Raw genomic sequence first — 26,908 nt, forward strand, 5'->3', positions numbered from 1 at the left:
CTCGGCCGTCTCGGCGGCGGTGAGCGGCCCGCGGGCGGCTCGTCCTCCCTGTCCCGGCCGCCCTGCCGACACCACAGGAGACGCCATGACCGTGTTCGACCTCACCGGGCGCCGGGCCCTCGTCACCGGCGGGGCCCAGGGCCTCGGCGAAGGGATGGCCCGCGCGCTCGCGGCGGCGGGCGCGAGCGTCGTGATCGCAGACCTGCAGGACAGCGGGGCGCAGGTCGCGGCCGGACTGCCGTCAGGCGGAGGCCAGCACCATGCGTTCACCCGCCTCGACGTCACGGCGGAGCCGGACTGGGAACGGGCGATCGCCGCGACGGTCGACGCCCTGGGTGGCCTCGACATCCTGGTGAACAACGCGGGCATCGAGATCTCCGGTCTGCTCACCGAGGTCGATCCCGACGACGTCCGGCGGATGCTCGAGGTGAACGTCCTCGGCACCACGCTCGGGATCAAGCACGGCCTGCGGGCGATGCGCCCGGGTGGGGCGGCGGGGTCCGGCGGCGCGATCGTGAACGTCTCCTCGGTCGCGGCCACGATCGCGTTCCCCGGCATCTCCGTCTACTCGGCCACCAAGTCCGCGGTCGACCGCCTCACGCGGGTCGCCGCGATGGAGAGCGGGAAGCTCGGCTACGGCGTCCGGGTCAACTGCGTCTACCCCGGCCTCGTACCGACCGCGATGGGTGCGGGCCTCGCGAACGACATGGCGACCCTGGGGCTGTACGGCTCGGCCGAGGAGGCGGTCGGCGCCGTGGTCGACCTGACTCCTTCAGGACGCCTGGGGACGGTCGAGGACATGGCGGACGCCGTCGTGTTCCTCGCGTCGGACGCGGCACGGTTCGTCAACGGCGCGGGCCTTCCCGTCGACGGCGGAATGGGGATGTGAACCGGAGCCGGCGAGCGCGGCGACGACGCGCCTGAGTGCGGCGTGGCTGTCGTCGATCTGTCCGTCGGGCGACAGCCGCTCCGCACTCAGCAGGCCCCGCTGCGCAAAGGTGCAGTTGTGCAATCATTGCAGTGCTGCATATAGTGCAGTAATGCACAACGCCCCGACGTCCCTCCGCGACCGCAAGCGCGCCGAGACCTGGCTCACGATCCATCAGGCAGCCGCTGCGCTGGTCCGTGAGAAGGGGCTCCAGCACGCGACCGTCGAGGAGATCGCCGCCACGGCGGGTGTCTCGCAGCGGACGTTCTTCAACTACTTCGCGACCAAGGAAGAGGCGATCCTGGGGCTCGTGCCCCCGCGCGTCTCCGACGAGGCGCTCGCAGCCTTCCGGGCGGAGACCGAGGGGCCCGCGTTCGAGCGGGTCGTGCGGTTCCTGCTCTCGATCCTGCGGTCCACGCTGCACCCCGGTGTGCCGTTCGCCGAGCGCAAGGCGCTCGTGCGGGAGCACCCCGAGCTGCGGCGGCACGCCATGGGCTACGTCTCCCAGGTCGAGGGGCTCGTCAACGACCTGCTGTCCGACCGGGCCGAGGACGGGACGGGGTTCAGCGAGCTCGCGTCGCTGGGCCTGCCCGACAGCCCCGACACCGCGCGAGCGCTCCTCATGCTCGCCGGCACCATCATGCGCTTCGCGTACTCGCGCGACCCCGGAGCCGCCCTGAGCGACGCCGACGCCGAAGCCGAGATCAGCGAAGCGATCACCATCTTCCGAGAGGTCTTCGAGGCCACGCTATGACCAACCCCACCCGAGCCGGCAGCACGCCGGCACCCACGCGAGGCGCGGCTCCCACCGCGCCCGGCCAGGCAGCGCCCGCAGCACCGGTCGCGCAGAAGGACCGCGGGATCGTCCTGCTCTTCATGGGCCTCATGGTCACCATGCTGCTCGCGTCACTCAACCAGACCGTGCTCTCGAGCGCGCTGCCGACGATCGTGGGCGAGCTCAACGGCGTCGAGCACATGAGCTGGGTCATCACGGCCTTCATCCTCGCCTCGACCATCACCATGCCGATCTACGGCAAGATCTCCGACGTCCTGGGGCGCAAGCCCCTCCTGATCACCGCGATCCTGCTGTTCATGGCGGGCTCGGTGATCGGCGCCGTCGCGGGCGACATGAACATGCTGATCGTGGGCCGCACGGTCCAGGGCCTGGGCGGCGGAGGTCTCATGATCCTGTCGCAGGCCGCGATCGCCGACGTCATCCCCGCACGCGAGCGCGGCAGGTACATGGGGATCATGGGCGCCGTCTTCGCGGTCTCCTCGGTCGCCGGCCCGCTGCTCGGCGGATGGTTCACCGAGGGGCCGGGCTGGCGCTGGGTGTTCTGGATCAACATCCCGCTGGGCATCCTCGCAGCGCTCGCCGCGATCTTCCTGCTGCACCTGCCCAAGAAGCAGCGTGGCCCCGAGCGCGTGCGCCACGACTACTTCGGCATGGCCCTCATGGCCGTGGCCACCACGGCGATCGTGCTGGTCGGGACCTGGGGCGGCTCGCAGTACGCGTGGGGCTCGGCGACGATCCTCGGGCTCATCGCGCTGGCCGTCGTGGCCGCCGTGGCGTTCGTGCTCGTCGAGAAGTGTGCCGACGAGCCGATCATCCCGCTGCACCTGTTCGCAGACCGCAACTTCACGGTCACGACCATCGCGGCCCTCGCGACCGGGATCGCGATGTTCGGCGCGATCGGCTACATGCCGACGTACCTGCAGATGGCGACCGGCGCGAGCGCGACCGTCGCGGGCCTGCTCATGATCCCCATGATGGGGTCCCTGCTCGTCACCTCGGTCGTCACGGGGCAGATGGTCTCGCGGACCGGGAAGTACAAGGTCCTCCCGATCGTCGGGTCGCTGATCCTGGGTGTGGGCCTGGCCCTGCTCTCGACCGTCAAGGCCGACACCCCGACCCCCATGATCTGCGTGTTCCTCGGGGTGATCGGGATCGGGCTGGGCAGCAGCATGCAGATCCTCACGCTGATCGTGCAGAACTCGTTCCCCCTGCGCGAGGTCGGCACCGCGACCGCGGCCAACAACTACTTCCGTCAGGTCGGCGCCACGCTGGGCTCGGCCGTGGTCGGCAGCGTCTTCATCTCGCGCCTGACCACGCTCATCGCGGAGAAGTTCCCGCAGGGCACGGGCTCGGCGGGAGGGACGGGCTCGCTCACCCCGGACCTGGTCCAGTCCCTGCCCGACGGCGTGCGCGCCCTCGTGATCGAGTCCTACAACGAGGCGCTCGTGCCGCTCTTCCTCTACATGGTGCCGCTCGCGATCATCGCGGCGATCGCCCTGTGCTTCGTCCACGAGAAGCCGCTCGCGACCTCGGTCGAGCACGAGATCGCCGCGGAGTCCCTGGCCGAGGGCCAGCTCCTGGTGACCGACGAGGACGAGGCGAGCGACGCCGTCGGGCCCCTCGAGGACGCGACCAGCGGGCCCCAGCACCGCGAGCGGTAGTCCCCACCGCGCACGAAGGGACCTCCGGCCGCGGCCGGAGGTCCCTTCGCATCTCGCCGTCCGGGAGAGAGCTTGTGCACTCTGAGGACGTGCGAGACTCTCGCGTGACGCGAGCAGGAACGCAGGTGGGGCAAGCGGGTTCGCGGCGCGGACCTTCTCCGCAGGGTCCGCACTTCGGCGTCAAGGATCTGAGTTCGTCCGGCTGTGGATGAGGAGCGCCAGTGGATCTTCCAGGTGAGCTGTCGCTGGTCCCTGGGGTCGAATCAGTATGGGTTCATGACGGCGAAGACGAATTGGTGGTCAGCTTCGACGACGACGCGTCCGGTGATCTGTCGATGGACGTCTGGCGGCTTGCAGAGGGCTGGGAGGTGGTTCGAGTCCTGCTGACGGACGTGAGCGTCCGGGCCTCGAAGGATGAGCTGTCGTCGATCGTCCAGGCGGTGGCCGCGCGGCGCTTCGCTACCGATCGTGGGCGCCTCTCCATCTGCTCGCCCGACGGCACCGAACGATGGTTCTGGTGAGTCGGTGGGCTCTCCCACTCACGACGACGGGTCGTCCGACAGCGTGTCGGGCGACCCGTCGTCGTGAGCGCAGAGCGGGACCTCAGGCCGTCGCCGCGCTGCCCGCTGTCGCCGCCACGGGGCCCGGGGCGGGACGGTCTTTCGCGAGCTCCTGGTACGACCGGTGGTCGGTGAACAGCTCGTCGCGCAGCGGGTTGCGCCGCCTGGTCACGATGACCTTGACCTGGTAGACCGCGACCGCGACGTTCGCGAGGAGCGAGACCAGGCTCACGACGAACAGCGCCGTCGGGTTGTGCGACGAGTCGACCGCGAACGCCGAGTCCGACACGAACGTCGGCACGGCCATCGTGAACATCATCCAGAACGCGAGCGTGTGAGCGCGGTGCTGGAGCCAGGCGCCCTTGCGCAGGAAGAACGCCGGGATGGTGCAGCTGATGAGCAGCGCCGCGCCCGCGTAGAACGCGTGGTCGCCCACGCAGTTGTAGACGTACGCGAAGTTCCACAGGTCGTACGCGATGATCCAGAACCACATCATGTCGGGCCAGACCATGTCCTTGAAGCGGTCGCGGGTGATGTAGATGCCGGCCCAGCCGCAGATCGTCAGCAGGTTCAGGATGCCCGCGACGCCGTTCATGACGTTCCACGAGCCGCCGACCATGAAGACGCCGTCGACCATGCCGTGCATGCCGGAGACCTGGAAGTCGCGGATCACGGCCTCGAGGATGTTGAGGCCCAGGATCGCCGGCGGGAACAGCAACGCGTACTTCATGGCCGCGATGCGGGGGTTGTAGCGGATGAGCATGAAGCCGATGCACCCGGCGAGGGCCGAGTACACCTTGACCCAGTGGAACCAGGTGCCGGTCGAGGACCCGGCGCCCGCGGTGTGCGGCCACACGAAGATCGTCAGCAGGACCGGCAGGACGATGAAGATCCCGATCGCGGCGGCCTTGGACCAGCGGACCAGCTCGTTGAGGCCGACGAGGGCCGCGAGCACCACGAACCACATGACGGCGGCTTGCCAGGGGATGGAGTCGAACAGGAACACGTCGCTCCCTTTCTCAGGACGGCGGGACGGCAGGTGTCGTCCCGGCGGGTGGGGGAGGTGCGCCAGGTGGACGGGCGCGGACCCCGGCGCACCGGTGTGGTCCGTGCTGTCGCGTCACTCGGAATCGGCCCGCGCCCCCTCGAGGTGCAGTGCCTGCCGCACGATCGTCACGAGCACCGCGTCGTCGACCTCGGGACAGTTCCGGGCCAGGCCCACGAGGCCGTAGACCAGGACGTAGAACGTCTCGGGCACGTGCTCGATGCGGACCTGGTGCCGGGCCGCGTAGGCCTCGACCGTGGTGGCCTCGACGCACTCGACGACCGCGCGCACGGCGCGGTCGAGGAACCGGTTGTACAGCCCCGTGTGCTCGGCGCGCTGCAGGTCGTCGCGCAGCGGGTCGACCGACCGCAGGTGGGTGCGGAACATCGCGACGCAGTCGACGAGCGCCTTGTCGATGTTGCCCGGCTCGCGGGCCGCGTCCCACGCGTGCACGGCCTCGACGAACTCGGTGACGTACCCCTCGAGCACCGCGTCGACGAGCGTGTCCTTGTCGGGGAAGTAGTAGTAGACGAGCCCTCGCGCGACGCCCGCCCGCTCGGCGACGTCCTTGGTCGAGGTGTGGGCGATGCCCTGCTCGGCGAAGAGGTCGCGCGCCGCGAGGACGATCTCCTCGGCCCGCACCTCGGGCGCCGAACGACGGCGTCTGGGCCTCGTGGCGTCGGTCATCTGGGGCTCCTTCCCGAGCTGATGACACCGACGCTAGGACCGCTATTGACACAGCGTCAACAGTGTTCCGGCAGGTCAGGACGTAGGTCCCGGAGAACTGGGCCGTTGGGCCCGCGACCGGGCAGTGCCCCTTGCCTCGGCCCGCGCCACGACGTGAGACGGCCCGGGGGCGAGGGCGGACGTGGTCCCTCCGGGGGTGCGCGGTGTGCGACGGTAGATGGTCGGTGTCAGCACGAGCAGCGAGGAACTCATGAGCGGTGAACCCCAGGTCGGGGCAGAGCTACGGGCCCTGCGGGAGCACTTCACGCGGCTGATGATGACGTACCGGTTCGGCATGGACGAGGTGATGACCAAGATCACCATCCTGCGCGACGAGTTCGCCTACGCCCACGAGTACAACCCGATCGAGCACGTGTCCTCGCGCCTCAAGTCGCCCGAGTCGCTGCTCGCCAAGGCGCGGCGCAAGGGCGTGGACCTGACGATCGAGGCCCTGCGTGCCGAGATCTTCGACATCGCGGGCGTGCGCGTCACGTGCAGCTTCGTGTCCGACATCTACAAGGTCCGCGACATGATCGCGGCGCAGCAGGACCTCGTGGTGCTCGAGGAGCGCGACTACATCTCCCACCCCAAGGGCAACGGGTACAAGAGCCTGCACCTGATCGTCGAGGTGCCCGTGTTCCTGTCAGACCGCGTGCAGCCCGTGGTCGTCGAGATCCAGATCCGCACCATCGCCATGGACTTCTGGGCCAGCCTCGAGCACAAGATCTACTACAAGTACGACAAGGCCGTCCCGCAGCGCCTGCTCGACGAGCTCAAGGAGGCCTCGCTCGCGGCCTCCGCGCTCGACGAGAAGATGGAGCGACTGCACGACGAGGTGCTCCAGCACTCTCGCGACACCGTGGACCTCCGCCCCGAGACGGAGAAGGTGGCGGGACCGTTCACGCCCTCGTGGGACCTGCTCGACTCCTACCTGCGGGGCACGGGGGGAGGGCAGGGCGCCACGGACGCTCCCGGTTCCGAGGGCACCGGCGGCGCCTCAGGGGTCGCGGGCTAGATCAGCGTCTCGACCGCGATCCGCACGGTGTCCCCGACGTCGACCGCCTCGCGCCGACGCACCGCGGCCTTGACGGGCAGCACGAACGTCCTGCGCTCCGCGTCGGGGAAGACCGACGTCGACCAGCGCGAGCCGCCGAGCGTGACCTCGACCTTGACCGACCCGAACCCGGCCGGAGGCAGCGGGGAGTCGGCGATCTCGTCGCTGACGTCGGTGGGCAGGGCCGCGAAGACCCACGTGTCGCTGCGTGCGGTCCAGCGCCACAGCTCCGCCTCGAACTCGTACCTGGTGCCGGCCATGCGCCCATGATGCCGGGCGCCGCCCACAGGGGCGAGACGGTCGGCGACGTGATCGGGGTCGAGCTGCCCGTGGGCCCGCACCACCGGCTCCAGATGGTCTGACGACTCGCCAGCCCCCGGCCCCGGGAGCACCATGGAGACATGAGGGCCATCTGGAAGGGTGCCATCACGTTCGGTCTCGTCAACGTGCCGATCAAGGTGTACTCGGCGACCGAGGACCACGACGTGCCGCTGCACCAGGTGCACGACAAGGACGGCGGTCGGATCCGCTACCAGCGACGGTGCGAGGTCTGCGGCGAGGTCGTGGCGTACGAGCACATCGACAAGGCGTACGACGACGGCGAGCGCACGGTCGTGCTCACGGCCGAGGACCTGGGGTCGCTGCCCGCCGAGCGGAGTCGCGAGGTCGAGGTCGTCGAGTTCGTGCCCACCGACCAGATCGACCCCATGCTCCTGGACCGCAGCTACTACCTCGAGCCCGACTCCTCCTCGAACAAGGCCTACGTGCTGCTGCGCCGCACGCTCGAGGAGACCGACCGCACCGCGATCGTGAAGTTCGCGCTGCGCCAGCGCACGCGGCTCGCGGCGCTGCGCGTGCGCGACGACGTGCTGGTGCTGCAGACGCTGCTGTGGGCCGACGAGGTGCGCGAGGCCGCGTTCCCGACGCTCGACGAGCCCGCGAAGGTCAGCGCCAAGGAGCTCGCGATGTCGTCGCAGCTCGTCGAGTCGTTCGCGGCCGACTTCACGCCCGAGGAGTACCAGGACGACTACCAGGCCCAGCTCCGCCAGCTCATCGAGGCCAAGATCGAAGCAGGGGACACGTTCAGCACCGAAGAGACCTTCGGCGAGCAGGAGGAGAAGGGCGGCGACGGCGCCGAGGTCATCGACCTGATGGAGGCGCTGCGCCGCAGCGTCGAGAGCTCGCGCGGCAAGAAGTCGGGTGACGCCAAGGGTGAGGTGCCAGCGAAGGAGGCTGCGTCGTCGGGCACCACGAAGAAGAAGAGCGAGCGCCCGACGGCGTCGCGCGCCTCGGGCGGCAAGGCCGCCTCGACCAAGGCGCCCGCCTCGACGAAGGAACCCGCGAAGAAGACGACGCGCAAGAAGGCCTCGGCGTGACGAGCCCTGGCGTGCCAGGCTGACGCCATGACTCACGACCAGCCCGAGAACCCCGACCTCGCCCGCCTCGTCGCCGAGGCCGAGCAGCACGAACGCGACCTTGTGCTCACGCGCTTCACGCACGACGACGCGTGGCGGCTCGGCTGCCTGCTCGTCGAGCTCGCCGCGGAGCGGTCGCTGCCGATCACGATCGACGTGCGCCGCGGGCCGCAGCAGGTCTTCCACGCCGCGACCGAGGGCACCACGCCCGACAACGACACCTGGGTCCAGCGCAAGGTGCGCGTGGTCGAGCGGTTCGGCGCGTCGTCGTACCTCATGGGGCTGCGCGCCAAGGCCAGGGGGACGACGTTCACGGCGCAGCACGAGCTGTCGCTCCAGGAGTACGCGGCCCACGGCGGGGCCTTCCCGCTGCGGGTCGAGGGCGTCGGGGTGATCGGCGTCGTGACCGTGTCCGGCCTGGCCCAGCGCGACGACCACCTGCTCGTGGTCGAGGCCCTGCGGACGTTCCTGCGGACCGCCGCCTGACGCGCCCGCCGCGCCGCCGCGCCTGACCGGGTGCGCCGACCGATGAGTTCGCCGGTCCCTGCCGGTCGAACCTGAAGAGCGCGACGCACCGCGCGCCGCGCGGGAGGAGGAGTGCGATGAGACCGATCGTCCCGAGCCTGTGGTTCAACGGAGGACTCGAGGAGGCCGTGGCCTTCTACACCTCGGTGTTCCCCGACAGCACCGTCGGTGACTCCCTGAGGATGCCCGACGGCACACTCGTCACCATCGACTTCACGTTGCAGGGGCAGCCCTTCAACCTCATCAACGGCGGCCCCGACCACCTGTTCCCGTTCAGCGAGGCCGTCTCGTTCATCGTGCGCTGCGAGGACGAGGCGGAGGTCGACCGCTACTGGGACGCCCTGCTCTCGGGCGGCGGCACCGAGTCGCAGTGCGGCTGGCTCAAGGACCGCTATGGGCTGTCGTGGCAGGTCGTGCCGGTCGAGTTCGAGGAGCTCGCTCAGTCCGACGACCAGGAGGCCGTGGCGCGGATGATGGGCGTCATGATGCAGATGATCAAGCTCGAGATGCCCGCGCTGCGGGCTGCGTTCGCAGGGGAGAATGCCCCGGGAGCCTGAGGCAGTCGTGCCCGAGGCCCGGACGAGCGGAGCGCTTCTGTGCGATCGACCATCCTCTCGAGGACGTTTCTCGGGAAGAAGAGGTTCCTTGCGTCGTTCGACGCGTTCTTCGAGCAAGGGCTCCTGGTGGTCGCCGAGGACGGGAGCAAGTCCGTCCACGAGACGTTCGACCCCACGGGCGGGCCCGTTCACCACGACGGTGACTCGCTCTGCGTCATCGTCCGGAGCGCCGTCGACGGCCCCGTGACGGTCGTCGTCTTCGACGCGAAGGCGCCGCGTTCGCTGGTTGCCGACCTGAGCCTGGTGTTCGACGGCCGGTTCGAGGGCGGGAACGGAAGGATCGTCCTCGAGGCCACGGACGATTCGTTGCGGGTCGTCGTCGCGGCGGAGGAGGACGACTCGCCACGCGTCCGGGTCTACCTCGACGACCTGCGGTGGGCGACGGTCGTCGTCGTGGTGCTCTCCTAGCGACAGTGCCGCGCGAGGCTCGGCCCTCGTCCCCACCGGCATGGGGACGAGGGCCGAGGTCTGTGGTGCGGGTGCAGCGCCAGGCAGGGCGCCGCACCCCGAGGTGGATCAGTCGCGGATCAGCCGCCGATCAGCACGACGTCGCGTCGTAGGGTGCGACGAGGGTCGCAGTCGACCCACCGGCCATGACGTCGAACGCGACCTCGCCGGCCGTGACCGAGGCGGAACGGGTCGCGAACCGCTGCGACGCGCTGCGCCCGGCCTCCACGCCCGCGAACGACTTGGAGCCCGCGCTCGTGCGGATCGTGACGTCCACCGCCTCGTCCCCGGCGTTGACCGCGCGGCCCGTGAGCTGGACCTTGCCCGCCACGCACTGGGCGCTCGCGGCGACGTCCACGGCCACGGGGGAGACGGGAGTCGTGGGCAGCTCGTAGGGCGCCACGTCGACCCGTCCGGTCACGGCGAGGTCGCCGTTCACGGCGTCCACCGTGACGGTCCGGCCCGCGAGCGAGCCTGCCGCGACGTCCGCCGCGGTGAGGGTGCGTCGCACCGTGCCGCACGAGGCCTCGGCTCCTGCCGCGAGCTCGGGCAGCGTGCACAGGCCCGTGGCCCCGACGCCCGTCAGCCGCACGTTGCCGGTGTTGCGCACCGTGACTTGGTTGACCACGACGTCGCCCGCGTTCACCGAGCCGGTCCCGTCGGTGTCCTCGACCGTGGGCTCGCCGACCGTCACCGCGAGCGAGGGACGGCGGTCGACCAGGTCGACGGGCTCGCCCGTGAGAGAGACCGACGAGGCCTGGTCCGCGTTCATGTACCAGCGGGTCTCGGGGACGAAGAAGCCGTCCGCGAGGTCGCCTGCCGTCACCACGCGGTACGCGAGCGCGCACAGGTAGGTGCCGCCCGCGGGCAGGCTGCTCCAGTTGCAGCCCGGGGAGAGGTTCGTCAGGTTGCCCGTCGCGGTCGAGCGGTAGGCCGTGGTCCCGGTGTTGTAGACGCGGAACGAGTAGGGGACGCGCTCGCCGACCGTGTACGGCTGGGTCGCGACGTCACGGTCGGTCGTGTACTTCCCGAACACCGCGAGCGAGGTCACGGCTCCCCCCGCGGGGCCGCCGGTCACGGTCACGTAGCCGTACGCACGCGCCTGCGTGCCGTCGGCCGCGGTCAGGACGCTCTGGACACGGACGGGGTTGGCAGCCGTGGTCGCCGCAGCGGTCGCGGACGCCGTGAGCGCGACCTGCACCGTGGCGGTCTCGCCGACCGCGAGCGCCGGCACGTCGACCGTCGTCGCGCTCCAGCCCACGGGGGCGTCGATCGTCAGGCGCGAGGCGGCCAGCGGCGCCTGGTTCTGGTTGGTGACGCGGACGGGGACCTGGACCGTGGCGCCCGTCGCGACGGTCGTGTCCGGCACGACGGTCGAGGCGCACGTCGCGTTCAGCCACGCCTGGTCGAAGCTCGCGAACGAGATGGCGTTCATGCCCTGCGTCTCGTACAGGAGCCCGAAGCGCCCGTCGCCGAGCGGCGAGAGCGTCGAGTAGGCGCCCGACCCGGGGTTGACGACCCGGAAGCCCGGCCAGGTCGCACCGTCGTCGCACGAGAGACGTACGGTCACGTTCTCGCGGCCCGTGGTGCTGTTGGAGTTGCTGAACAGCAGCATCTTCGCCTCGGCCGAGCCCTCGGGGGCGTCGGGGTACAGGCGCGAGATCGACGCGTTGTTGGTCGGGTCGGGGAGCTGGCGGTCGAGCGTGACGGGGCCGTAGGTGTGCCCGCCGTCGCTCGAGAACGCGATCTTGCGGTACTTGCTGCCCGCCGAGTCGCGCGAGTTCATCATGACGCGCCCGTCGGAGAGCTCGACCGACTTGTTCTCGTCCATGCCCGTGCCGAAGGCCTCGCCGTGCTGCCACGTGGCGCCGTGGTCGTCGGAGTAGACGCTGTAGGCCTTGTAGGTCCCGCCCGTGCGGGCCGTGAACTGCTGGACCAGGCGTCCGGCGTGCTCGCCGTAGCGCAGCTGGATGCCCTCGCCCGAGGCCGCGAAGATGCCGGCCCACGACGGGTCCTTGGCGCCCTCGGTGATGACGCGGCCCTCCCAGGTCTCGCCCCCGTCCTCGGAGACGCTGACCGCGGCGTGCAGGATCTGGCGGTTGGTCGGGTCGATGCCCGTGGCCGACCCGCCGAAGCCCTGGTCGAAGGACTTCACGTGGAAGTTGAAGATGGTGCCGGTCTCGCGGTCCACGACGTAGCTGGGGTCCGAGAACCCGTACTTGTCGGGGGAAGAGTTCGTCCCGTACCCCGCGGCCACGACGGTCGTGGGCTCCCAGGTCGCGCCGCCGTCACGGCTCACGCGCTGCAGGATCGAGTTGGGCTGCGGGGCGTCGCCCGCGTTGAACGGGCGCCCGTCGTACGAGGCGAGGATCGTGCCGTCGTTCGTCGTGGTGAGGGCGGGGATGCGGTAGTTCGCGTAGCCCCCCGTGCCGCCGACCGCGAGGGTCTGCTCGGAGAACGTCCCCGGCCCGTCGGTCGCGGCGGGCGGGAACGGGTCGAACGCCTGGGCGCTCGCGGCCGGCGCCACGAGGAGCAGGGACAGCCCGGCCGCGAGGGCCGTGCGCGACCCGCGGCGGCGGGCGCACGCCGGTGAGCGCGGGTCGGGCGGGGTCGCTGGGGTGGAAGGGTGCAGTGGCATCAGATACTCCTGGCTTCGTCGGGTCAGAGCTCTTGGTGCACGGTGCGGTCCTGCGGGTGCTGTGCCTGCCCCGGGGCGCGGGGAGAGCACTGCGCGGACCTCCGCCTCGGCACCGAGTCGGGTGCGGGGGTCCGGTCTGTGGTGCTCCTGGTGCGAGGTGCCCGACGGCGGAGCGTGCGTCGGGCGGGAGGGTGCGGGACCGTCGTGGTCGTCGCGACCCGTGGTGCTGGTGAGGGCGTCCGGTCTGGGCCCGGGGCGTCGGCGGCGGTGCGGACGACCCAGGACGGGGCGGGTTCGGGCGGGAGGAGCGGGGGCGTCAGCGCATCAGCGCGTCGACGAACCATCCCGTGATGCTCGTGGGGTGCGTGATCGCGGTCCCCACGACGACTGCCCACGCGCCCGCGTCGAGAGCGGACCGGGCCTGGGCGGGCGAGTGGACGCGGCCCTCGGCGATCACGGGCAGGTCGAGGCGGTCGACGAGCTCGGCGAGCAGCTCGAGGTCGGGCCCGTCGGTGCGGGGACGTTCGCCCGTGTACCCCGACAACGTGGTGCCGACCACGTCGACCCCGGCGTCGAGGGCCGCGAGCGCGTCGTCGAGGCTCCCGCAGTCGGCCATGACGAGGGCGGACGTGTGCTCGCGCAGCCCGGCGACCGTGCCCGCGAGGCTCAGGCGGTCGGGACGCGGGCGGCGGGTCCCGTCGATCGCGACGATCGTCGCGCCGGCCTCGGCGACCGCGACCGCGTGGCGCAGGGTCGGGGTGATGAAGACGCCGTCGGACCCGTCCTTCCACAGCCCCGTGACGGGCACCGTGATCCTGCGCTCCGCGAACGCACGCGTGACGTGCTCGATGTCGGCGATGCCCTGGACGCGGATGCCCGCCGCACCACCCTCGACCGCGGCGAGCGCGACCTGGGTCATGGTGCGCGGGTCGCGCATGGCCTCGCCCGGGTAGGCCTGGCACGAGACGACCAGCCCGCCGCGCAGGGCGATCAAGGGGTCCTGGGCGGGGGTGCCGGGCGGTGTCGACGAGCGGTCGGTCACGAGTTCCTCCGGGGAGCCGAGGGGGCGGACGGGACAGCGGTGACGAGGTCGAGGCCGACCTCGGGGTCGTGCGGGAGGGCGGTGGCACCGCCACGGGTCCGGTCGTGCGCGGCGAGCGCGAGCCGGGCGGCACCGAGGACCGCAGCGTCCCCGCCGAGCACGGCCGGGACCACGGGCAGACCTACGAGCGGAGGCATGAGCTCGGAGGCGAGCGCGGCGCTCATGGTGTCCCACCAGAGCGCCCCGGCCCCGGCGAGCCCGCCGCTGACCACGACGACCTCCGGGTCGAGCATGTTCGCGACGCCGCCGACCGTGCGACCGAGCGCGGTCGCCGCGACGACGACCGCGTGCCGCGCGATCGTGTCGACGTCGGCGACCTCGCACACCGCTCGTGCCGTCGTGTGCGCAGGGTCGCCGCCGAGCCGCAGGTAGAGCGCGTGCAGCGCGGGACCTGACCCGACGGCCTCGAGGTGGCCCGTGCGTGAGCACGTGCACGCGAGCCCTGCGGCCTCGGCCGCGGGAAGGTGCCCCAGGTGCCCCGCGACGTGCCGGGCGCCGTGCTGGGGCGAGCCGTCGAGCAGGAGCGTCGCGCCGACCCCCGTGCCCGCGGCGACCACGAGCGCGGTGCGCGTCCCCGCGCACGCGCCGAGCCAGTGCTCGCCCAGCGCGTGGGCGTGCACGTCGTTCTCGGCGAGCACGGGCAGGCGCGCCGCGAGGCTGCCGGAGGCCGCGAGCCGCGCCGCGACCCCGCCCGCGAGGTCGGTCCCGGCCCAGCCCGTGAGGGCGTCGGTCGCCGAGACCACGGTCCCGCGGCCCGAGTCGATCACCCCGGCCGAGCCGATGCCCACCCCGACCAGGAGGTCGGGCGAGCCGGATGACCCGGGCGCGTCGGCGCCGTCGGGCAGGACGAGCCCGACCAGGCGCGCGACCGCGTCGAGGATCGCGGCCGCCCCCTCCCGGGCAGGGGTGGGGACCCCGGCCCGGGCGAGGACCGTGCCGTCGTCGCGCACGAGCCCGGCGGCGATCTTGGTGCCGCCCAGGTCGATCCCGACGGCGGTGCGGTGGCTGATCGGGGAGCTCGTCACAGCAGCCCGGCCTCCGCGAGGATCACCTTGATCTGGTCGACGACCTCGCCCTCCAGGGCGGGGGCCGGCGTCGTCATGACGTTGGACTCGATCAGGCCGAGGAGCTGGAGCGAGGTCTTGAACGCGCCGAGGCCGCTCGCGCCGCCGCTGTAGCCGCGAGGCTGGAAGACGATCTCGAAGAGGGCCGCGAGCCGGTCCTGCTCGTCGCGCGCCGCGGTCCAGTCGCCGGCCTGCGCCGCGTCCCACAGGCGCACGTAGCCCGCCGGGTCGACGTTGCCGAGGCCGGGGACCACGCCGTCGGCGCCGAGCAGCAGCATGCCGTCGACCACGACCTCGTGACCCGTGAACAGGCGCAGCGGGCTGCCGGCGGCACGGTTCGCCGCGACCAGGCGGCGGAAGCCGACGTCGTCGCCGCTCGAGTCCTTGACGCCTGCGATGACGCCCTCGGTGCCCAGTCGCACCAGCATGTCCAGGTCGAGCTTCGAGTGCACGCACACCGGGACGTCGTACGCGAACAACGGCAGGTCGCTCGCCGCGGCCACGCCGCGGAAGTGACGCTCGATCTCCTCGTCGTTCGTGCGGATGTACAGCGGGGCGGTCGCGACGACCGCGTCGACGCCCGCGTCGACCGCGCGCCGGACCTGGTCCGCGACGCGGTGCGTCGTCAGGTCGATCACGCCTGCCATGACGGGGACGCGGCCGGCCGTGATCTCGACGGCGGCCTCCATGACCTGGGAGCGACGGGCGTCGTCGAGATAGGCGACCTCACCGGACGAGCCGAGCACGAACAGGCCGTGCACGCCCGCGTCGAGCTGGCTGGTGATGACGCGCTCGAACGATGCGCGGTCGAGCTCGCCGTCCGCCGTGAGAGGCGTGACGACGGGAGGGATGACGCCGGAGAAGGTGGGCGTGGTCGGGGTGGGCACAGCGGACTCCAAGGATGGTGCGGTGGTGCCGGGCGGGACGACCGCCCGGCACCGGGTGGATGAGGGGGGACCGTCAGAGCAGCGTCGGCGCGGCGCCGAGCAGGGTCCGGGTGTAGTCGTTCGTCGGGTGGTCGAAGACCTCCTCGGCCGTGCCCTCCTCGACGACCTTCCCGAAGTACATGACCGCGATGCGGTCCGAGACGTACCGGACGGTCTGGATGTCGTGCGAGATGAACACGAGCCCGAGGTTCAGGCGCGCCTTGAGGTCGGTCAGCAGGTTGAGCACCTGGGCCCGCACCGAGACGTCGAGCGCCGACGTGGGCTCGTCCGCGACGATCACGTCCGGGTCCAGTGCCAGGGCGCGGGCGATCGCCACGCGCTGGCGCTGGCCGCCCGAGACCTGGCTCGGCAGCACGTCGAGGGCCGACTGGGGAAGACCCACGAGATCGAGCAGCTCGGACACGCGCTTCTCGCGGTCGCGCGGCGAGCCGATCCCGTGCACGTCGAGCGGGTCGCGCAGGATGTCGCGCACCAGCATGCGGCCGTTGAGGGCCGTCGACGGGTCCTGGAACACGATCGAGATCGCGCGCCCGAACTCCTTGCGGGTGCGGGCGTTGCGCTTGAGCACGCTGCGGCCGTTGAACACCACGTCGCCGCTCGTGGGGGCCTGGAGGCCCACCATGACCTTCGCGAGCGTCGACTTTCCGCAACCCGACTCACCCACGATCCCGATGGTCTCGCCGCGCCGCACGGCCATGTCCACCCCGGCGACCGCGTGGACGCGGTCCGGGCGGAAGAGCTTGCCGGTGCGGGCCTTGTGCACCACGTGCACGTCCTTCAGCTCGAGCACGGGCGTGTCGTCGCTCATCGGGCACCTTCCTGGACGAGGAGACCGCTCTCGGTCGACTCCGTGTGGCTCGCATAGCGGTGGTCGGTCCCCGGCAGCGTGCGCAGCGGGGGCCTGGGCACGAACGCGTCCTGCGGTCGGGAGGACCGAGGCGCGAACCGGTCGCCCGTCGCGAAGTCGCGCGGGGAGGGGACCGTGCCGGGGATCTGGTGCAGGCGCTCGGCGCCCGACTCGATCGACAGGACCGCCCCGAGCAGACCCCGCGTGTACTCGTGCTGGGGGTTCATGAGCAGGCTCGGCACGGGGGCCGACTCGACGACCTGGCCCGCGTACATGACCGTCACGCGGTGCGCGAGCGAGGCGACGAGCGCCAGGTCGTGGCTCACGAAGACCATGGCGAACCCGAGCTCGTCGCGCAGCTCGTTGAGCAGGTCCACGACCTGCTTCTGGACCGTGACGTCGAGGGCCGTGGTCGGCTCGTCGGCCACGACCAGGTGTGGGTCGCGGGTCAGTGCCATCGCGATGAGCACGCGCTGGCGCTGGCCGCCCGAGAGCTCGTGCGGGTAGCTCTTGAGCGTGCGCTGGGCGTCGAGGCCCACGAGCTCGAGGAGCTCGACCGCGGTGCGCGTCCCGCCACGCTTGACGAGCTGCGCCATCTGGGTGCGGATCAGCATCGACGGGTTGAGCGAGCTGAGCGCGTCCTGGTAGACCATGGCCATCTCGTGGCCGCGCAGAGCGTTCCGGCGGGCCGGGGTCGCCGTGAGCAGGTCCACGCCGTCGAGGAGGATCTCGCCCGTGACCTGCGCGGAAGCGGGCAGCAGGCCCATGACCGCGAGGCTCGTGAGCGACTTGCCGCAGCCCGACTCGCCCACGAGCGCCATGGTCTCCCCGGGGCGCACCGCGAAGCTGATGTCGTCCACGACCGCCACGTCGCCGTGCCGTTCGGGGAACCGGATCGAGAGGTTCTTGACCTCGAGCAGGGGAGCGGCGTCGCCCGTGTAGACCAGGCGGTCGGAGCGCTCGCGCTCGGCCACCCGCAGGCGTTCGAGCTGGACCGCGAGGGCCTCGCGCTGGGCGGCGGCCGCCGCGACCGCGAGCTGCGGGTCGGGGATGACCGAGGTGTCCGCGACCAGCTCGTCGAGCACGCGAGGCTCGCGCAGGTCGGCCGCACCCGAGTACTCGAGGGGAGCGTCGGCGTCGGGCTCCGTGAGCGGGTCCGTGGCGTGCGCGGCGTCCTCGGACGCAGCGGCCGCGGCACGAGCCTCGGCCGGCTTGCGGGCCGCGGGGCGGACCATCGCGTCCGTCAGGCCCTCGGACAGGACGTTGAGCGAGAGGACCGTCAGGAGGATCGCCATGCCCGGGAAGAACGTCGCCCACCAGCCGCCGTTGAGCAGCAGGTTGCGCCCGTAGGCGATGACGTTGCCCCACGAGGGCTCGGGGTCCTGCACGCCCGCGCCGATGAACGACAGGCTCGCCTCGAACACGATCGCGTCGGCGACCAGGACGGTCGCGAACACCATGATCGGGGCGATGCAGTTGCGGGCCACGTGCTTCATCAGGATCAACGACGTCCGCGCCCCGATGACCTTCTCGGCCGACACGTAGTCCTCGCCGAACTGGCTCAGGACGTTGGCGCGGACGATGCGGGCGATCTGCGGGGTGTAGAGGAACGCGATCGTGAAGATGAGGACCGGCAGGGACTTGCCCCACACGGCCACGAAGACCACGGCCAGGGCGATGCCCGGGAAGGCCATGATGATGTCGAGGATGCGCATGAGCGTCTCGCTCACGGCCTTGTGGGCCGTCGCGGCGACCGAGCCGAGGATCGCACCGGCGACCAGGGCCACGGCAGTGGCCCCCAGGCCGATCACGAGCGAGTAGCGAGCACCGTAGACGATGCGCGAGAAGATGTCGCGACCCGTGCGGTCCGTGCCGAACCAGTGCTCGCCCGAGGGCGGCTGGGCCGGGGTGCCCGACTGCAGCGGGTCGTAGGCCGCGACGAGCGGGGCGAAGATCGCCAGGAGCGCGACCAGGAGCACGAACGCCAGGGCGATCTTGGAGCCCAGGGGGAGAGCGGCGAGGCGCAGACCCGGGCGGGACAGTCGTTCTGTCAGCTTCCGACGCATGTCACACCGTCCGGATTCGAGGGTTGACGACGAGATAGAGGAGGTCGACCAGGATGTTGACGACCACGAAGGTCAGGGCGACGGTCAGCGTCACTCCCTGCACCAGGGCCGTGTCGCTCGCGGTCACGCCGTTGAGGATGAGCTTGCCCATCCCGGGCAGGTCGAAGATGACCTCGATGATCACCGCGCCACCCATGAGGTAGCCGACGCGCAGGCCCAGCACCGTGATGGGCGTGATGAGCGCGTTGCGCAGGACGTTGCGTCCCACGACGACGCCGCGGGGCAGGCCCGAGCCGATCGCGGTGCGCACGTAGTCGCGGTCGAGCTCCTCGACCATGGCGGTGCGGACCACGCGGGTCAGCGACGCCGCGACGGGGATCGCGAGGGAGAGCGCGGGCAGGAACATCGAGGCGAGGAACATCCCGAAGTCGTCCGCGGGATTCGTGTAGCCGCCCGAGGGGAACCAGTCGAGGCGCAGCGAGAACTGCTGGATGAGGAGGATCGCGAGCCAGAAGGACGGCGTCGCGACGCCCGCGATCGACAGGACGCGGATGACCTGGTCGGGCCACCGGTCGCGGTAGAGCGCGGCGCTCACGCCGAGCACCAGGGCCAGCACGACGGCGATCGCCAGCCCCATGAAGGTCAGCTGGAGGGTGAGCGGGAACGCGTTCGAGATGAGCTCGCTCACGGGCTGGGAGGGCGGCACGGTCATGCCCATGTCGCCGCGCACGAGGCCGGCGAGGAAGTTGCCGTACTGCACGAGCATCGGGTCGTTCAGACCGTTCGCGGCGCGATAGGCCTCCTTGGCCGCGTCCGTGGCGGACTCGCCGAGGGCGTTGGTCGCCTGGTCGCTGGGCGCGAACTGCATGACGACGAAGACGAGCAGGGTGATGCCCAGGATCATGACGGGCAGGGCGAGCAGACGTCGTCCGGTCAGTCGTAGGAGCGCGGTCACGCGGTACTCCTCGGGGTCGGGGTGGGTGGCGGCGGCGCAGGGAGGGGCGCCGCCGCCACCCGGAACACGGGGACGTCAGGCGGTGCGGGAGACGTCCAGGAAGGACAGGCCCGTGACGGGGATGGGCTTGAACCCGGTGAGCGCGGAGTCCTCCCAGGCCGTGGGGAGCTTGCGGTGCAGCAGCGGGTAGAGCGGGACCTCGTCCGAGAGGATGTCGTAGATCTCGCCCCAGGTCTTCTTCTGCTTGGTCGCGTCCTGCTCGGCAGCGCCCGCGTCGAGCAGGCGCGTGACCTCGGCGAACTCGGGCGTGCTGGCCCAGCGGTAGCGCTTGACCGGCCACACCGAGCCCGAGTACCACCAGCGCAGGAGGAGGTCGGGGTCGTTGCCGAAGACCGACGGGTCGCCCGGGGCGACCATGACCTCGAGCTGGCCGTCGTCGACCTTCTTGTACTGGCCGCCGGACTGGCCGATGTCGAGCGTCGTGGAGATCCCGACCGCGTCGAGGTCCTCCTTGATGAGCGGGGCGACGTCCTTGACCCAGCTCGTGTCGGTCGTCAGGAGGGTGATCGACAGGTCGCTCACGCCCGCGTCGGTCAGGAGCTTCTTGGCCTTGGCCGGGTCGTACGTGTAGACCGTGCCGGCCTCGACGTAGGACGGGTGCTCCTTGTGCAGGAAGCTCGTGGCCGCGGTCGCGTTGCCCAGCAGGCCCGTGCTGATGATCTTGTCCATGTCGAGCGCGTGGAAGAACGCCTGGCGCACGCGCTTGTCCGTGAACGGCGCCTTGGTGCAGTCGAACATCATGAAGAGCAGGCCGAACGACTGGACCGACTCGACCGTGACGGCGTTGGAGAGGCGCTCGACGTCGAGGTAGGGCACGTCCTCGATCGACTGGACGCGACCCGACTCGACCGCGGTCACGCGGGCGGCCGCGTCGGAGAGCAGGTTCCAGGTCATGGCCTTGGCGAGCGCCGGGCGCGAACCGTTGTACGCGTCGAAGCGCTCGAACGTGATCTTGTCGTCGACTGTGGCGCTCGTGAGCTTGTACGGGCCGGTGCCGACGGGCAGCGAGTCGTACGCCTTGGGGTCGGCCTCGACGATGGCCTTCGGGACGATCTTGACGACCGAGACGCGGTCGACGAACAGCCCAAACGGGTAGTTGAGCGTGAACGTGACCGTCTTGTCGTCCTTGGCCGCGACCGAGGCGAGGAACGGCAGGAACTGGGAGTAGAGCGAGGCGTTCGCCGGGTCGAGGACGCGGTTGAAGCTGAAGACGACGTCGTCGGTCGTGACGGGGGAGCCGTCGTGGAAGGTGGCCCCGTCGCGGAGCGTGACCTCCCAGGTGGTCTCGTCGATCTTCTTGGGCAGCTCCTTGCCGAGCGCGGCGTAGGGCGTGCGGGCTGCGGGGTCGAGCTCGACGAGCCCCTCGAGGACGTGCCAGTTGGCGGCCATGGTCACGGCGCCCGACGTCGTCATGGGGTCGAAGCCCGTGGACAGGGCGTACGAGATGCCGGCCTCGATCGTGCCGTCGAGGTTGGGCTTGGCCCCGCTGCCGGCGGGGGTGGTCTGCGGGTCGGCCGAGGTGGACGCAGGTCCGCCGCAGGCGGCGACCGCGCTCGCCAGGACTGCTCCGGCGCCGATCACTCCGGCGAGCTTGAGGAAGCTGCGGCGAGAGGTGTCGGTCGCGTTCGTGCTATTCGCCATCGAGGTAGCCATGAACTCTCCAGATATAGGACGTCTGATGTCTGACGCTGGTAGGGTTGAACGGTAGAGGCAATTCCTGAGGAGGTCAAGGCGCATGACAGCTACCGATCCCGTGGATCATGGGGGATTCGCTCGACAGGGGGTTCGTCCCCCGACGACGACGGAGCAGATCAAGGAGTACATCCTGCGGGCCCACCTGCGGCCCGGTGACCTGCTGCCCACCGAGGCCGAGCTGTGCTCGCTGCTCGGCGTCAGCCGGTCGAACGTCCGGGAGGCGATCCGGACGCTCGCGGCGCTCGACATCGTCGAGGTGCGGCACGGGTACGGCACGTACGTGGGGCAGCTCTCGCTCAAGCCGCTGGTCGAGGGGCTCGTCTTCCGCGGGGTCCTGATCCCGGGGGACGACTTCTCGGCGCTGCGCGAGGTCGTCGAGGTCCGCCAGGCGCTCGACATCTCGATGGCCGAGCAGATCGTCACGGAGATGGCCGGGAGCAGGAACCCCGAGCTCGAGCGGCTCGTCGCGGAGATGGAGCGCAAGGCGCGCGCGGGTGAGGACTTCTTCGAGGAGGACCGCGCGTTCCACTCGCACCTGCTCGCCCACCTCGACAACTTCCTGGTGGCCCAGCTCGGCACCGCCTTCTGGGACGTGCACCAGGTCGTCTCGCCCAAGCTCGGCCTGCCGGCCCCCGACCAGATCGACCTCACGGCCAAGGCGCACGGGGCCATGCTCCGCGCTGCCGAGGCCGGGGACGCCGAGGCCTACCGCGACGCCGTCGTCGCGCACTACGCGCCCCTCCGGGACGCGCTCACTCAGATGGCCTCGACGGTCGAGGAGGGGCGCGTCGCCGCGGCAACGGCCGCCGGTGCCCAGGAGTCCCAGGGTGTGCGGGGCGGTGTCGCATGAGCGGCCCGTCGCTCGGCCCGGGCTCGCGGGTCGTGCTGATCGGTGACTCGATCACCGACGCGGGTCGCCTCGCCGAGGGGGAGTTCGGCCTGGGGCACGGCTATGCGGCCCGTGTCGCGGGCGTGTGCGGGCGTCGCGGCGTCACGGTCCTGAACCGGGGGGTGGGTGGCCACCGGGTGGTCGACCTCCAGGCGCGCTGGGACCAGGACGTCCTCGCGCTGGAGCCCGACCTCGTCTCGATCAAGATCGGCATCAACGACACCTGGCGCCGCTACGACGCGGGCGACGAGACGAGTGCCGAGGACTTCGAGGCCGGGTATCGCGACCTGCTCGACCGCACGCTCGCCGGTGCGCCGCGGGCGGCGCTCGTCCTGGTCGAGCCGTTCCTGGTGCCCGTGCGCCCGGAGCAGTGGGGCTGGCGCGAGGACCTCGACCCGAAGATCCAGGTCGTGCGCCGGCTCGCCGAGTCCTACGGCCTGCCGCTCGTGGCGACCGACGGGCCCTTCGCCCAGGCCGTCGCGACGAGCGGGCTGGGTCCCCAGGCGTGGGCGTACGACGGAGTCCACCCCACGCCCGCGGGCCACGACCTCCTCGCCGAGGCCTGGTTGAAAGTTGTACATCTGCGCTAGTACTTCCGTATCTCTTGCCTCCGACGCCGAGGTGGCTGATTCTTAGTGCGTGGTTCAAGGCTAAAACACGCACAACCAGTCATTAGGCAAGGGAGCTCAATGAAACCGGTCGTACAGCGCCGCCCCGCGACCCCCCGTCGCGGCGCACCGCCTTCATCCCGAGTCCTCGCTGCCTCGATCGCCGCTCTGGCGCTCGTGGGCACAGGCCTCGTCTCCGTCCCTGCCGGCGCGGCGCCCGCCGCGCCGGCAGCGACCTCGCTCGCGGCAGCGAACGCCGCCCCCAAGCCCGTGACCCCCGAGGTCCCCGTGGACGCGGCGGGCAAGCCGCTCGGGGCGATCACGCAGGTCACGGCCGTCGCCAACAAGGTGACTCTCACGGCGGGCACCGGCGCCTACCGTGTGACGTTCCTCGACGACGAGACGCTGCGCGTCGAGGCCGACCCCTCGGGGACGTTCTCCGACCCGGCGAACACGCCCCAGGGCGACGCGACGCGCACGGCGAACATCGTCGTCGGGCTCGACGAGTTCGCAGGCGCCACCCCGACCGTGACCGACGGCGCGACCATCACGCTCGCGACCGCGAAGGTCACGCTGAAGATCGACAAGGCCACGGGCCGCATGACGCTCGTGCGGGCCGACGGCTCGGTCGTCTGGGACGAGTCGGCGCCCCTCTCGTTCGGTGCCTCGTCCGCGACCCAGCACCTGCGCACGGCGTCGGACGAGCAGTTCCTCGGCGGCGGCATGCAGAACGGCCGCTCGATCCACACGGGCGCGACCATCAACATCGCGCGGAACTTCGACTGGGACGACGACGGCTACCCCAACGCGGTGCCGTACTACATGACGTCGAACGGCTACGGAGCGCTGCGCAACACGTTCGCCCGAGGGACCTACGCCTTCACCGACGAGGCCACGACGACCCACGAGGAGCGGCGCTTCGACGCCTACTACTTCGTGGGCGACTACAAGGGCGCGCTCGACGGGTACACCCAGCTCACGGGCCGCCCCCTCATGCCGCCCGTCTACGCCCTCGAGTACGGGGACGCCGACTGCTACAACCGCTCCAACCCCACGTACTCGTCGTCGGGCTTCGGCGACCCGGAGGGGATCAAGCAGAAGACGCCGCAGGCGGCGATCACGGCCGCGCGCTTCAAGGAGAACGACATGCCGGCGGGCTGGATGCTCGTCAACGACGGCTACGGCTGCGAGTACCAGGACCTGCCGGAGACGGTCGCCCAGATCGCCGAGGACTCGGACCTGGTCACGGGCCTGTGGACCCAGCGGTCGCTCACGAACCAGGAGTACGAGGTCGGCGAGGCGGGCGTGCGCATGCGCAAGCTCGACGTCGCGTGGGTCGGCAACGGCTACCGCATGGCGCTGACGGGCTGCGAGTCCGCCTACAAGGGTTTCGAGGACTACTCGGACGCGCGCGGCACGTCCCTCATGGTCGAGGGATGGGCGGGGTCGCAGCGGTGCGGCATGCAGTGGACGGGTGACCACTCGGGCAACCTCGACGCGGTGCGCTGGCAGATCTCGGCGCTCACGGGGGCCGGGAACTCGGGGCTCGCGTTCAGCACGGGTGACGTCGACGGGATCTTCGGTGGGTCGACGAAGTCCTACGTGCGCGACCTGCAGTGGAAGGCCTTCGCGCCGGCCCTGTACTCGATGAGCGGCTGGGCGTCGGTCGACAAGCGCCCGTGGCTCTACGGCGACGAGGCCACCGAGATCAACCGCAAGTACCTCCAGCTGCGGCAGAGGCTCATGCCGTACATCTACACGCTCGCGGCCGGGTCCCACGAGACGGGCACGCCCATGATGCGCTCGCTCGCGCTCGAGTACCCGCAGGACCCCATGTCCTACGGGGCCGAGGCGAACAACGAGTTCCTGCTCGGCGAGGACTTCCTCGTCGCGCCCGTGTTCTCCGACTCGGAGATCCGCAACGGGATCTACCTGCCCGAGGGGCGTTGGGTCGACTACTGGACGGGCGACGTGCTCGACGGCGGTCGCGTGCTCAACGGGTACAGCGCCCCGCTCGACACGCTGCCCGTGTTCGTGCGGGCGGGTGCGGTCGTCCCGCAGGGCCTGGTGGCGCGCAACGCGTCGCTCGTGCCCGAGGACTCGGCGATCACGCTCGACGTCTACCCCCAGGGCGACGAGAGCTTCACGCTGTACGAGGACGACAAGCTCACGCGTGCCTACAAGGACGACGCGACGGCGTCCCAGGAGCTCACGGTCTCGGCCCCCGAGCAGGACGGTGGTGACGTGACGGTCACGGTCGGCGAGCGGGTCGGGGACTACGCGGGCAAGGCTGCGGCGCGCCCGTACCTGCTCGACGTCCACACCGGCTCGGCGCCCTCGGGTGTCACGGTCGGGGGAGCGGCGCTCACGCAGGTCGCCGACGCGGCGGCCCTCGAGTCCGTCGCGACGGGATGGTTCTACGACGCGTCGGCACCGGGTGGTGTGGTCCGCGTCAAGCTCGGCGCGATCTCGTCCGACGCCTCGGCGACCGTCGTCCTGGCCGGGACCAGCGCGGTCGGCGGCAAGGACTCCGACGCGGGCCGTGCCTCGGTGACCGTGGGCCTCGCGGCCCAGGTCTTCCAGGGGCAGGAGACGACGGCGGAGCTCACCTTCACCAACACCGGCACCAAGGCCAAGACCGACCTGGCGATCGAACCCGTCCTCCCTCAGGGGTGGACGCTCGTGAGCAGCACCGGGACGACGGCGGCCTCGGTCGCGCCGGGGGCGAGCGTGACGGCCCGCGTGGTGGTCTCGCCGGCCGCGGGGTCCGCGGCCGGGCAGCAGACCGTGGGTGCGCGTGCGACCTACCGCGACGCGGCGGGCGACGAGCGCACGGTGGCGGGGGCCAACCAGCTCTACGTCGCCTACGGCACCCTGGCGGCAGCCTTCAACCACGTGTCCGTCACGTCGCTCGCGACCAAGGACGCCGGCAACTTCGACGGCGGGGGAGCCTCGTTCTCGGAGGACGCGCTCGCGGCCGCCGGGGCCACGTGGGGCGAACCCCTGACCGTGACGAGCGGCGAGGACACCATCGAGTACACGTGGCCCGCGGCAGCGCCGGGCGTCGCCAACTCGATGGCCCTCGACGGTCAGACGGTCGCGCTCTCGGGCAAGGGGACGCACCTCGCGTTCCTCGGCTCGGCGTCCGCCGGGGCTGGCGTCACTCCAGAGGTGACCATCACCTACGCGGACGGCACCACGTCCAAGCAGTCGTTCTTCTTCCCGAACTGGCTGCTCCAGGGCGGTCTGAACGGGTCGAGCGTCGCGGTCGCGAGCCAGGGCCGCAACAACAAGAACAACCCGGCGGGGTACGAGTACCCGACGTACAAGTACCAGGTCTACTCCGACACCGTGATCCTCAACCCGGCCAAGGAGCTGCGGTCCGTCACGTTCCCGGTGCAGACCAACGCCAAGCTGTTCGCGATGAAGGTCGCCACGCTCGGGCTGCCGGAGGCGCCGCAGGGGACGGTCTGGGCCTCCGACCTCACGTGGACGTCGGCGACCAACGGCTACGGCGTGATCGGCAAGGACGTCGCCAACAAGGACTCGGCCTCCTCTCCGGACAAGCCGCTCGTCATCAACACGACGCCCGAGCTCAAGAAGACCTACACCAAGGGGCTGGGCGTCCACGCGGCGTCGAAGGTCACGTACTACCTCGGCGGGCAGTGCACGGCGTTCACCGCGGACGTCGGGCTCGAGGACCCGTTCAAGGGGTCGGTGATCTTCAAGGTGGACGTCGACGGCGCCAACCGGTACCAGGGCACCACGTTCCAGGCGGGCTTCCCGACCGAGCAGGTCTCGGTCGACGTCACGGGGGCCCAGTACATCGACCTGGTCGTCGACCCCACGAGCCCGGGCGCCATCAACGGCGCGCACGGCGTGTGGGGCGACGCGAGGTTCACGTGCGCCGAGCCTGCCCCGGAGATCGCCTTCTCGGCCGAGGCCTCGGCCAAGCGCAGCGGCGCCTCGGTGCTCCTGTCGGTGCGCGCCGTCAACGAGGAGGACGTCCCGGTCGACGTCGCCGTCACGACGCCCTTCGGCACCAAGTCGTTCGTCGGCGTGCTGCCGGGCAAGAGTGCGAGCCAGAGCTTCAACGCTCGGGCCGCGACGATCCCCGCGGGTGAGGTCACGGTCACCGTGACCAGGACCGTGGACGGGAAGAAGGTGAGCGTCGACCGGACCGTCGCGTACGGCGGGGTCGGCTGACCTGACGAGGGGGACGGGGACGCCGCCGGGCGGGCCGAGGCTCGACCGACGGCGTCC

23 protein-coding genes are annotated in these 26,908 nt (G+C 71.1%); 12 read left to right on the forward strand and 11 right to left on the reverse strand.

The features are described from left to right. Window positions 1–85: 85 nt before the first annotated feature. The 4 genes from ASE27_RS12460 (at window position 86) to ASE27_RS12475 (ending at window position 3,906) form a co-directional block, all read left to right on the forward strand. Complete coding sequence (locus tag ASE27_RS12460; protein ID WP_056650674.1) at window positions 86–889, forward strand: SDR family NAD(P)-dependent oxidoreductase; 804 nt, start codon at window positions 86–88, stop codon at window positions 887–889. Window positions 890–1,040: 151 nt separating this feature from the next. Then, on the forward strand, window positions 1,041–1,682 hold the full coding sequence (locus ASE27_RS12465; protein ID WP_056650677.1) for a TetR/AcrR family transcriptional regulator: 642 nt from the start codon (window positions 1,041–1,043) through the stop codon (window positions 1,680–1,682). Next, window positions 1,679–3,385: an MDR family MFS transporter gene (locus tag ASE27_RS12470; protein ID WP_082608882.1), complete on the forward strand. Its 1,707-nt coding sequence runs from the start codon at window positions 1,679–1,681 to the stop codon at window positions 3,383–3,385. Before ASE27_RS12465 ends, ASE27_RS12470 begins: the two co-directional genes overlap by 4 nt. Before the next feature lie 221 nt (window positions 3,386–3,606). Beyond that, on the forward strand, window positions 3,607–3,906 hold the full coding sequence (locus ASE27_RS12475; protein WP_157257588.1) for a hypothetical protein: 300 nt from the start codon (window positions 3,607–3,609) through the stop codon (window positions 3,904–3,906). 82 nt (window positions 3,907–3,988) lie between these two features. Here the strand turns inward: ASE27_RS12475 and ASE27_RS12480 are convergent, their stop codons facing one another. Beyond that, window positions 3,989–4,951, reverse strand: a complete 963-nt coding sequence (locus ASE27_RS12480; RefSeq protein WP_056650681.1) for a DUF5692 family protein — start codon at window positions 4,949–4,951, stop codon at window positions 3,989–3,991. Window positions 4,952–5,065: 114 nt separating this feature from the next. Further along, a complete protein-coding gene (locus ASE27_RS12485) occupies window positions 5,066–5,677 on the reverse strand; it encodes a TetR/AcrR family transcriptional regulator (protein ID WP_056650684.1) in 612 nt (203 codons plus the stop codon). Between the two features lie 250 nt (window positions 5,678–5,927). On the opposite strand from ASE27_RS12485, the gene ASE27_RS12490 reads away from it, so the two are divergent. Beyond that, window positions 5,928–6,731, forward strand: coding sequence for a GTP pyrophosphokinase family protein (locus ASE27_RS12490; RefSeq protein ID WP_082608922.1), 804 nt, complete (start codon window positions 5,928–5,930; stop codon window positions 6,729–6,731). Here the strand turns inward: ASE27_RS12490 and ASE27_RS12495 are convergent. Next, on the reverse strand, window positions 6,728–7,030 hold the full coding sequence (locus ASE27_RS12495) for a DUF1905 domain-containing protein (RefSeq protein WP_056650687.1): 303 nt from the start codon (window positions 7,028–7,030) through the stop codon (window positions 6,728–6,730). The two genes, ASE27_RS12490 and ASE27_RS12495, sit on opposite strands and share 4 nt — an antisense overlap. Before the next feature lie 141 nt (window positions 7,031–7,171). Between ASE27_RS12495 and ASE27_RS12500 the strand changes: the two genes are divergently transcribed. The 4 genes from ASE27_RS12500 (at window position 7,172) to ASE27_RS12515 (ending at window position 9,735) form a co-directional block, all read left to right on the forward strand. After that, window positions 7,172–8,146 carry a Ku protein gene (locus ASE27_RS12500; protein ID WP_056650690.1) on the forward strand — a complete coding sequence of 325 codons (975 nt, stop codon included), beginning with the start codon at window positions 7,172–7,174 and terminating at the stop codon, window positions 8,144–8,146. Between the two features lie 27 nt (window positions 8,147–8,173). Beyond that, a complete protein-coding gene (locus ASE27_RS12505) occupies window positions 8,174–8,671 on the forward strand; it encodes a heme-degrading domain-containing protein (RefSeq protein WP_056650694.1) in 498 nt (165 codons plus the stop codon). A gap of 116 nt (window positions 8,672–8,787) precedes the next feature. Continuing rightward, window positions 8,788–9,267, forward strand: coding sequence for a VOC family protein (locus ASE27_RS12510; protein WP_056650697.1), 480 nt, complete (start codon window positions 8,788–8,790; stop codon window positions 9,265–9,267). Window positions 9,268–9,306: 39 nt separating this feature from the next. After that, a complete protein-coding gene (locus ASE27_RS12515) occupies window positions 9,307–9,735 on the forward strand; it encodes a hypothetical protein (RefSeq protein ID WP_056650700.1) in 429 nt (142 codons plus the stop codon). Between the two features lie 130 nt (window positions 9,736–9,865). Here ASE27_RS12515 and ASE27_RS12520 read toward each other — a convergent pair whose 3' ends face one another. The 8 genes from ASE27_RS12520 to ASE27_RS12555 form a co-directional block, all read right to left on the reverse strand. Further along, entirely contained in the window at window positions 9,866–12,412 is a 2,547-nt protein-coding gene (locus tag ASE27_RS12520) for a sialidase family protein (protein ID WP_056650703.1), read from the reverse strand. Window positions 12,413–12,728: 316 nt separating this feature from the next. After that, window positions 12,729–13,454, reverse strand: coding sequence for an N-acetylmannosamine-6-phosphate 2-epimerase (locus ASE27_RS12525; RefSeq protein WP_056650706.1), 726 nt, complete (start codon window positions 13,452–13,454; stop codon window positions 12,729–12,731). Next, window positions 13,451–14,539, reverse strand: a complete 1,089-nt coding sequence (locus tag ASE27_RS12530) for an ROK family protein (RefSeq protein WP_235535433.1) — start codon at window positions 14,537–14,539, stop codon at window positions 13,451–13,453. Before ASE27_RS12530 ends, ASE27_RS12525 begins: the two co-directional genes overlap by 4 nt. Continuing rightward, the gene (locus tag ASE27_RS12535) at window positions 14,536–15,465 is read right to left on the reverse strand and encodes a dihydrodipicolinate synthase family protein (RefSeq protein WP_056650709.1); all 930 of its coding nucleotides are present in this window, start codon (window positions 15,463–15,465) and stop codon (window positions 14,536–14,538) included. Before ASE27_RS12535 ends, ASE27_RS12530 begins: the two co-directional genes overlap by 4 nt. Window positions 15,466–15,538: 73 nt before the next feature. Continuing rightward, window positions 15,539–16,333, reverse strand: coding sequence for an ATP-binding cassette domain-containing protein (locus ASE27_RS12540; RefSeq protein ID WP_056650711.1), 795 nt, complete (start codon window positions 16,331–16,333; stop codon window positions 15,539–15,541). After that, window positions 16,330–18,438, reverse strand: coding sequence for a dipeptide/oligopeptide/nickel ABC transporter permease/ATP-binding protein (locus ASE27_RS12545; protein WP_056650714.1), 2,109 nt, complete (start codon window positions 18,436–18,438; stop codon window positions 16,330–16,332). The genes ASE27_RS12540 and ASE27_RS12545 overlap by 4 nt, the downstream gene beginning before the upstream one ends. A gap of 1 nt (window position 18,439) precedes the next feature. Next, the gene (locus tag ASE27_RS12550; RefSeq protein WP_139107857.1) at window positions 18,440–19,393 is read right to left on the reverse strand and encodes an ABC transporter permease; all 954 of its coding nucleotides are present in this window, start codon (window positions 19,391–19,393) and stop codon (window positions 18,440–18,442) included. Window positions 19,394–19,468: 75 nt separating this feature from the next. Beyond that, window positions 19,469–21,094 (reverse strand): ABC transporter substrate-binding protein, encoded by a 1,626-nt coding sequence (locus ASE27_RS12555; RefSeq protein WP_056650715.1) that lies wholly within the window; start codon window positions 21,092–21,094, stop codon window positions 19,469–19,471. Between the two features lie 94 nt (window positions 21,095–21,188). Here ASE27_RS12555 and ASE27_RS12560 point away from each other — a divergent pair, with 94 nt between their 5' ends. The 3 genes from ASE27_RS12560 (at window position 21,189) to ASE27_RS12570 (ending at window position 26,851) form a co-directional block, all read left to right on the forward strand. Next, window positions 21,189–21,998, forward strand: a complete 810-nt coding sequence (locus ASE27_RS12560; protein WP_082608883.1) for a FadR/GntR family transcriptional regulator — start codon at window positions 21,189–21,191, stop codon at window positions 21,996–21,998. Beyond that, window positions 21,995–22,627, forward strand: a complete 633-nt coding sequence (locus tag ASE27_RS12565; RefSeq protein WP_056650719.1) for an SGNH/GDSL hydrolase family protein — start codon at window positions 21,995–21,997, stop codon at window positions 22,625–22,627. The genes ASE27_RS12560 and ASE27_RS12565 overlap by 4 nt, the downstream gene beginning before the upstream one ends. Window positions 22,628–22,822: 195 nt before the next feature. Further along, window positions 22,823–26,851, forward strand: coding sequence for an NPCBM/NEW2 domain-containing protein (locus tag ASE27_RS12570; protein WP_235535434.1), 4,029 nt, complete (start codon window positions 22,823–22,825; stop codon window positions 26,849–26,851). Window positions 26,852–26,908 lie beyond the last annotated feature (57 nt).

This window comes from Oerskovia sp. Root918 (assembly GCF_001428945.1).
Taxonomy (GTDB): Bacteria; Actinomycetota; Actinomycetes; order Actinomycetales; family Cellulomonadaceae; genus Oerskovia; species Oerskovia enterophila.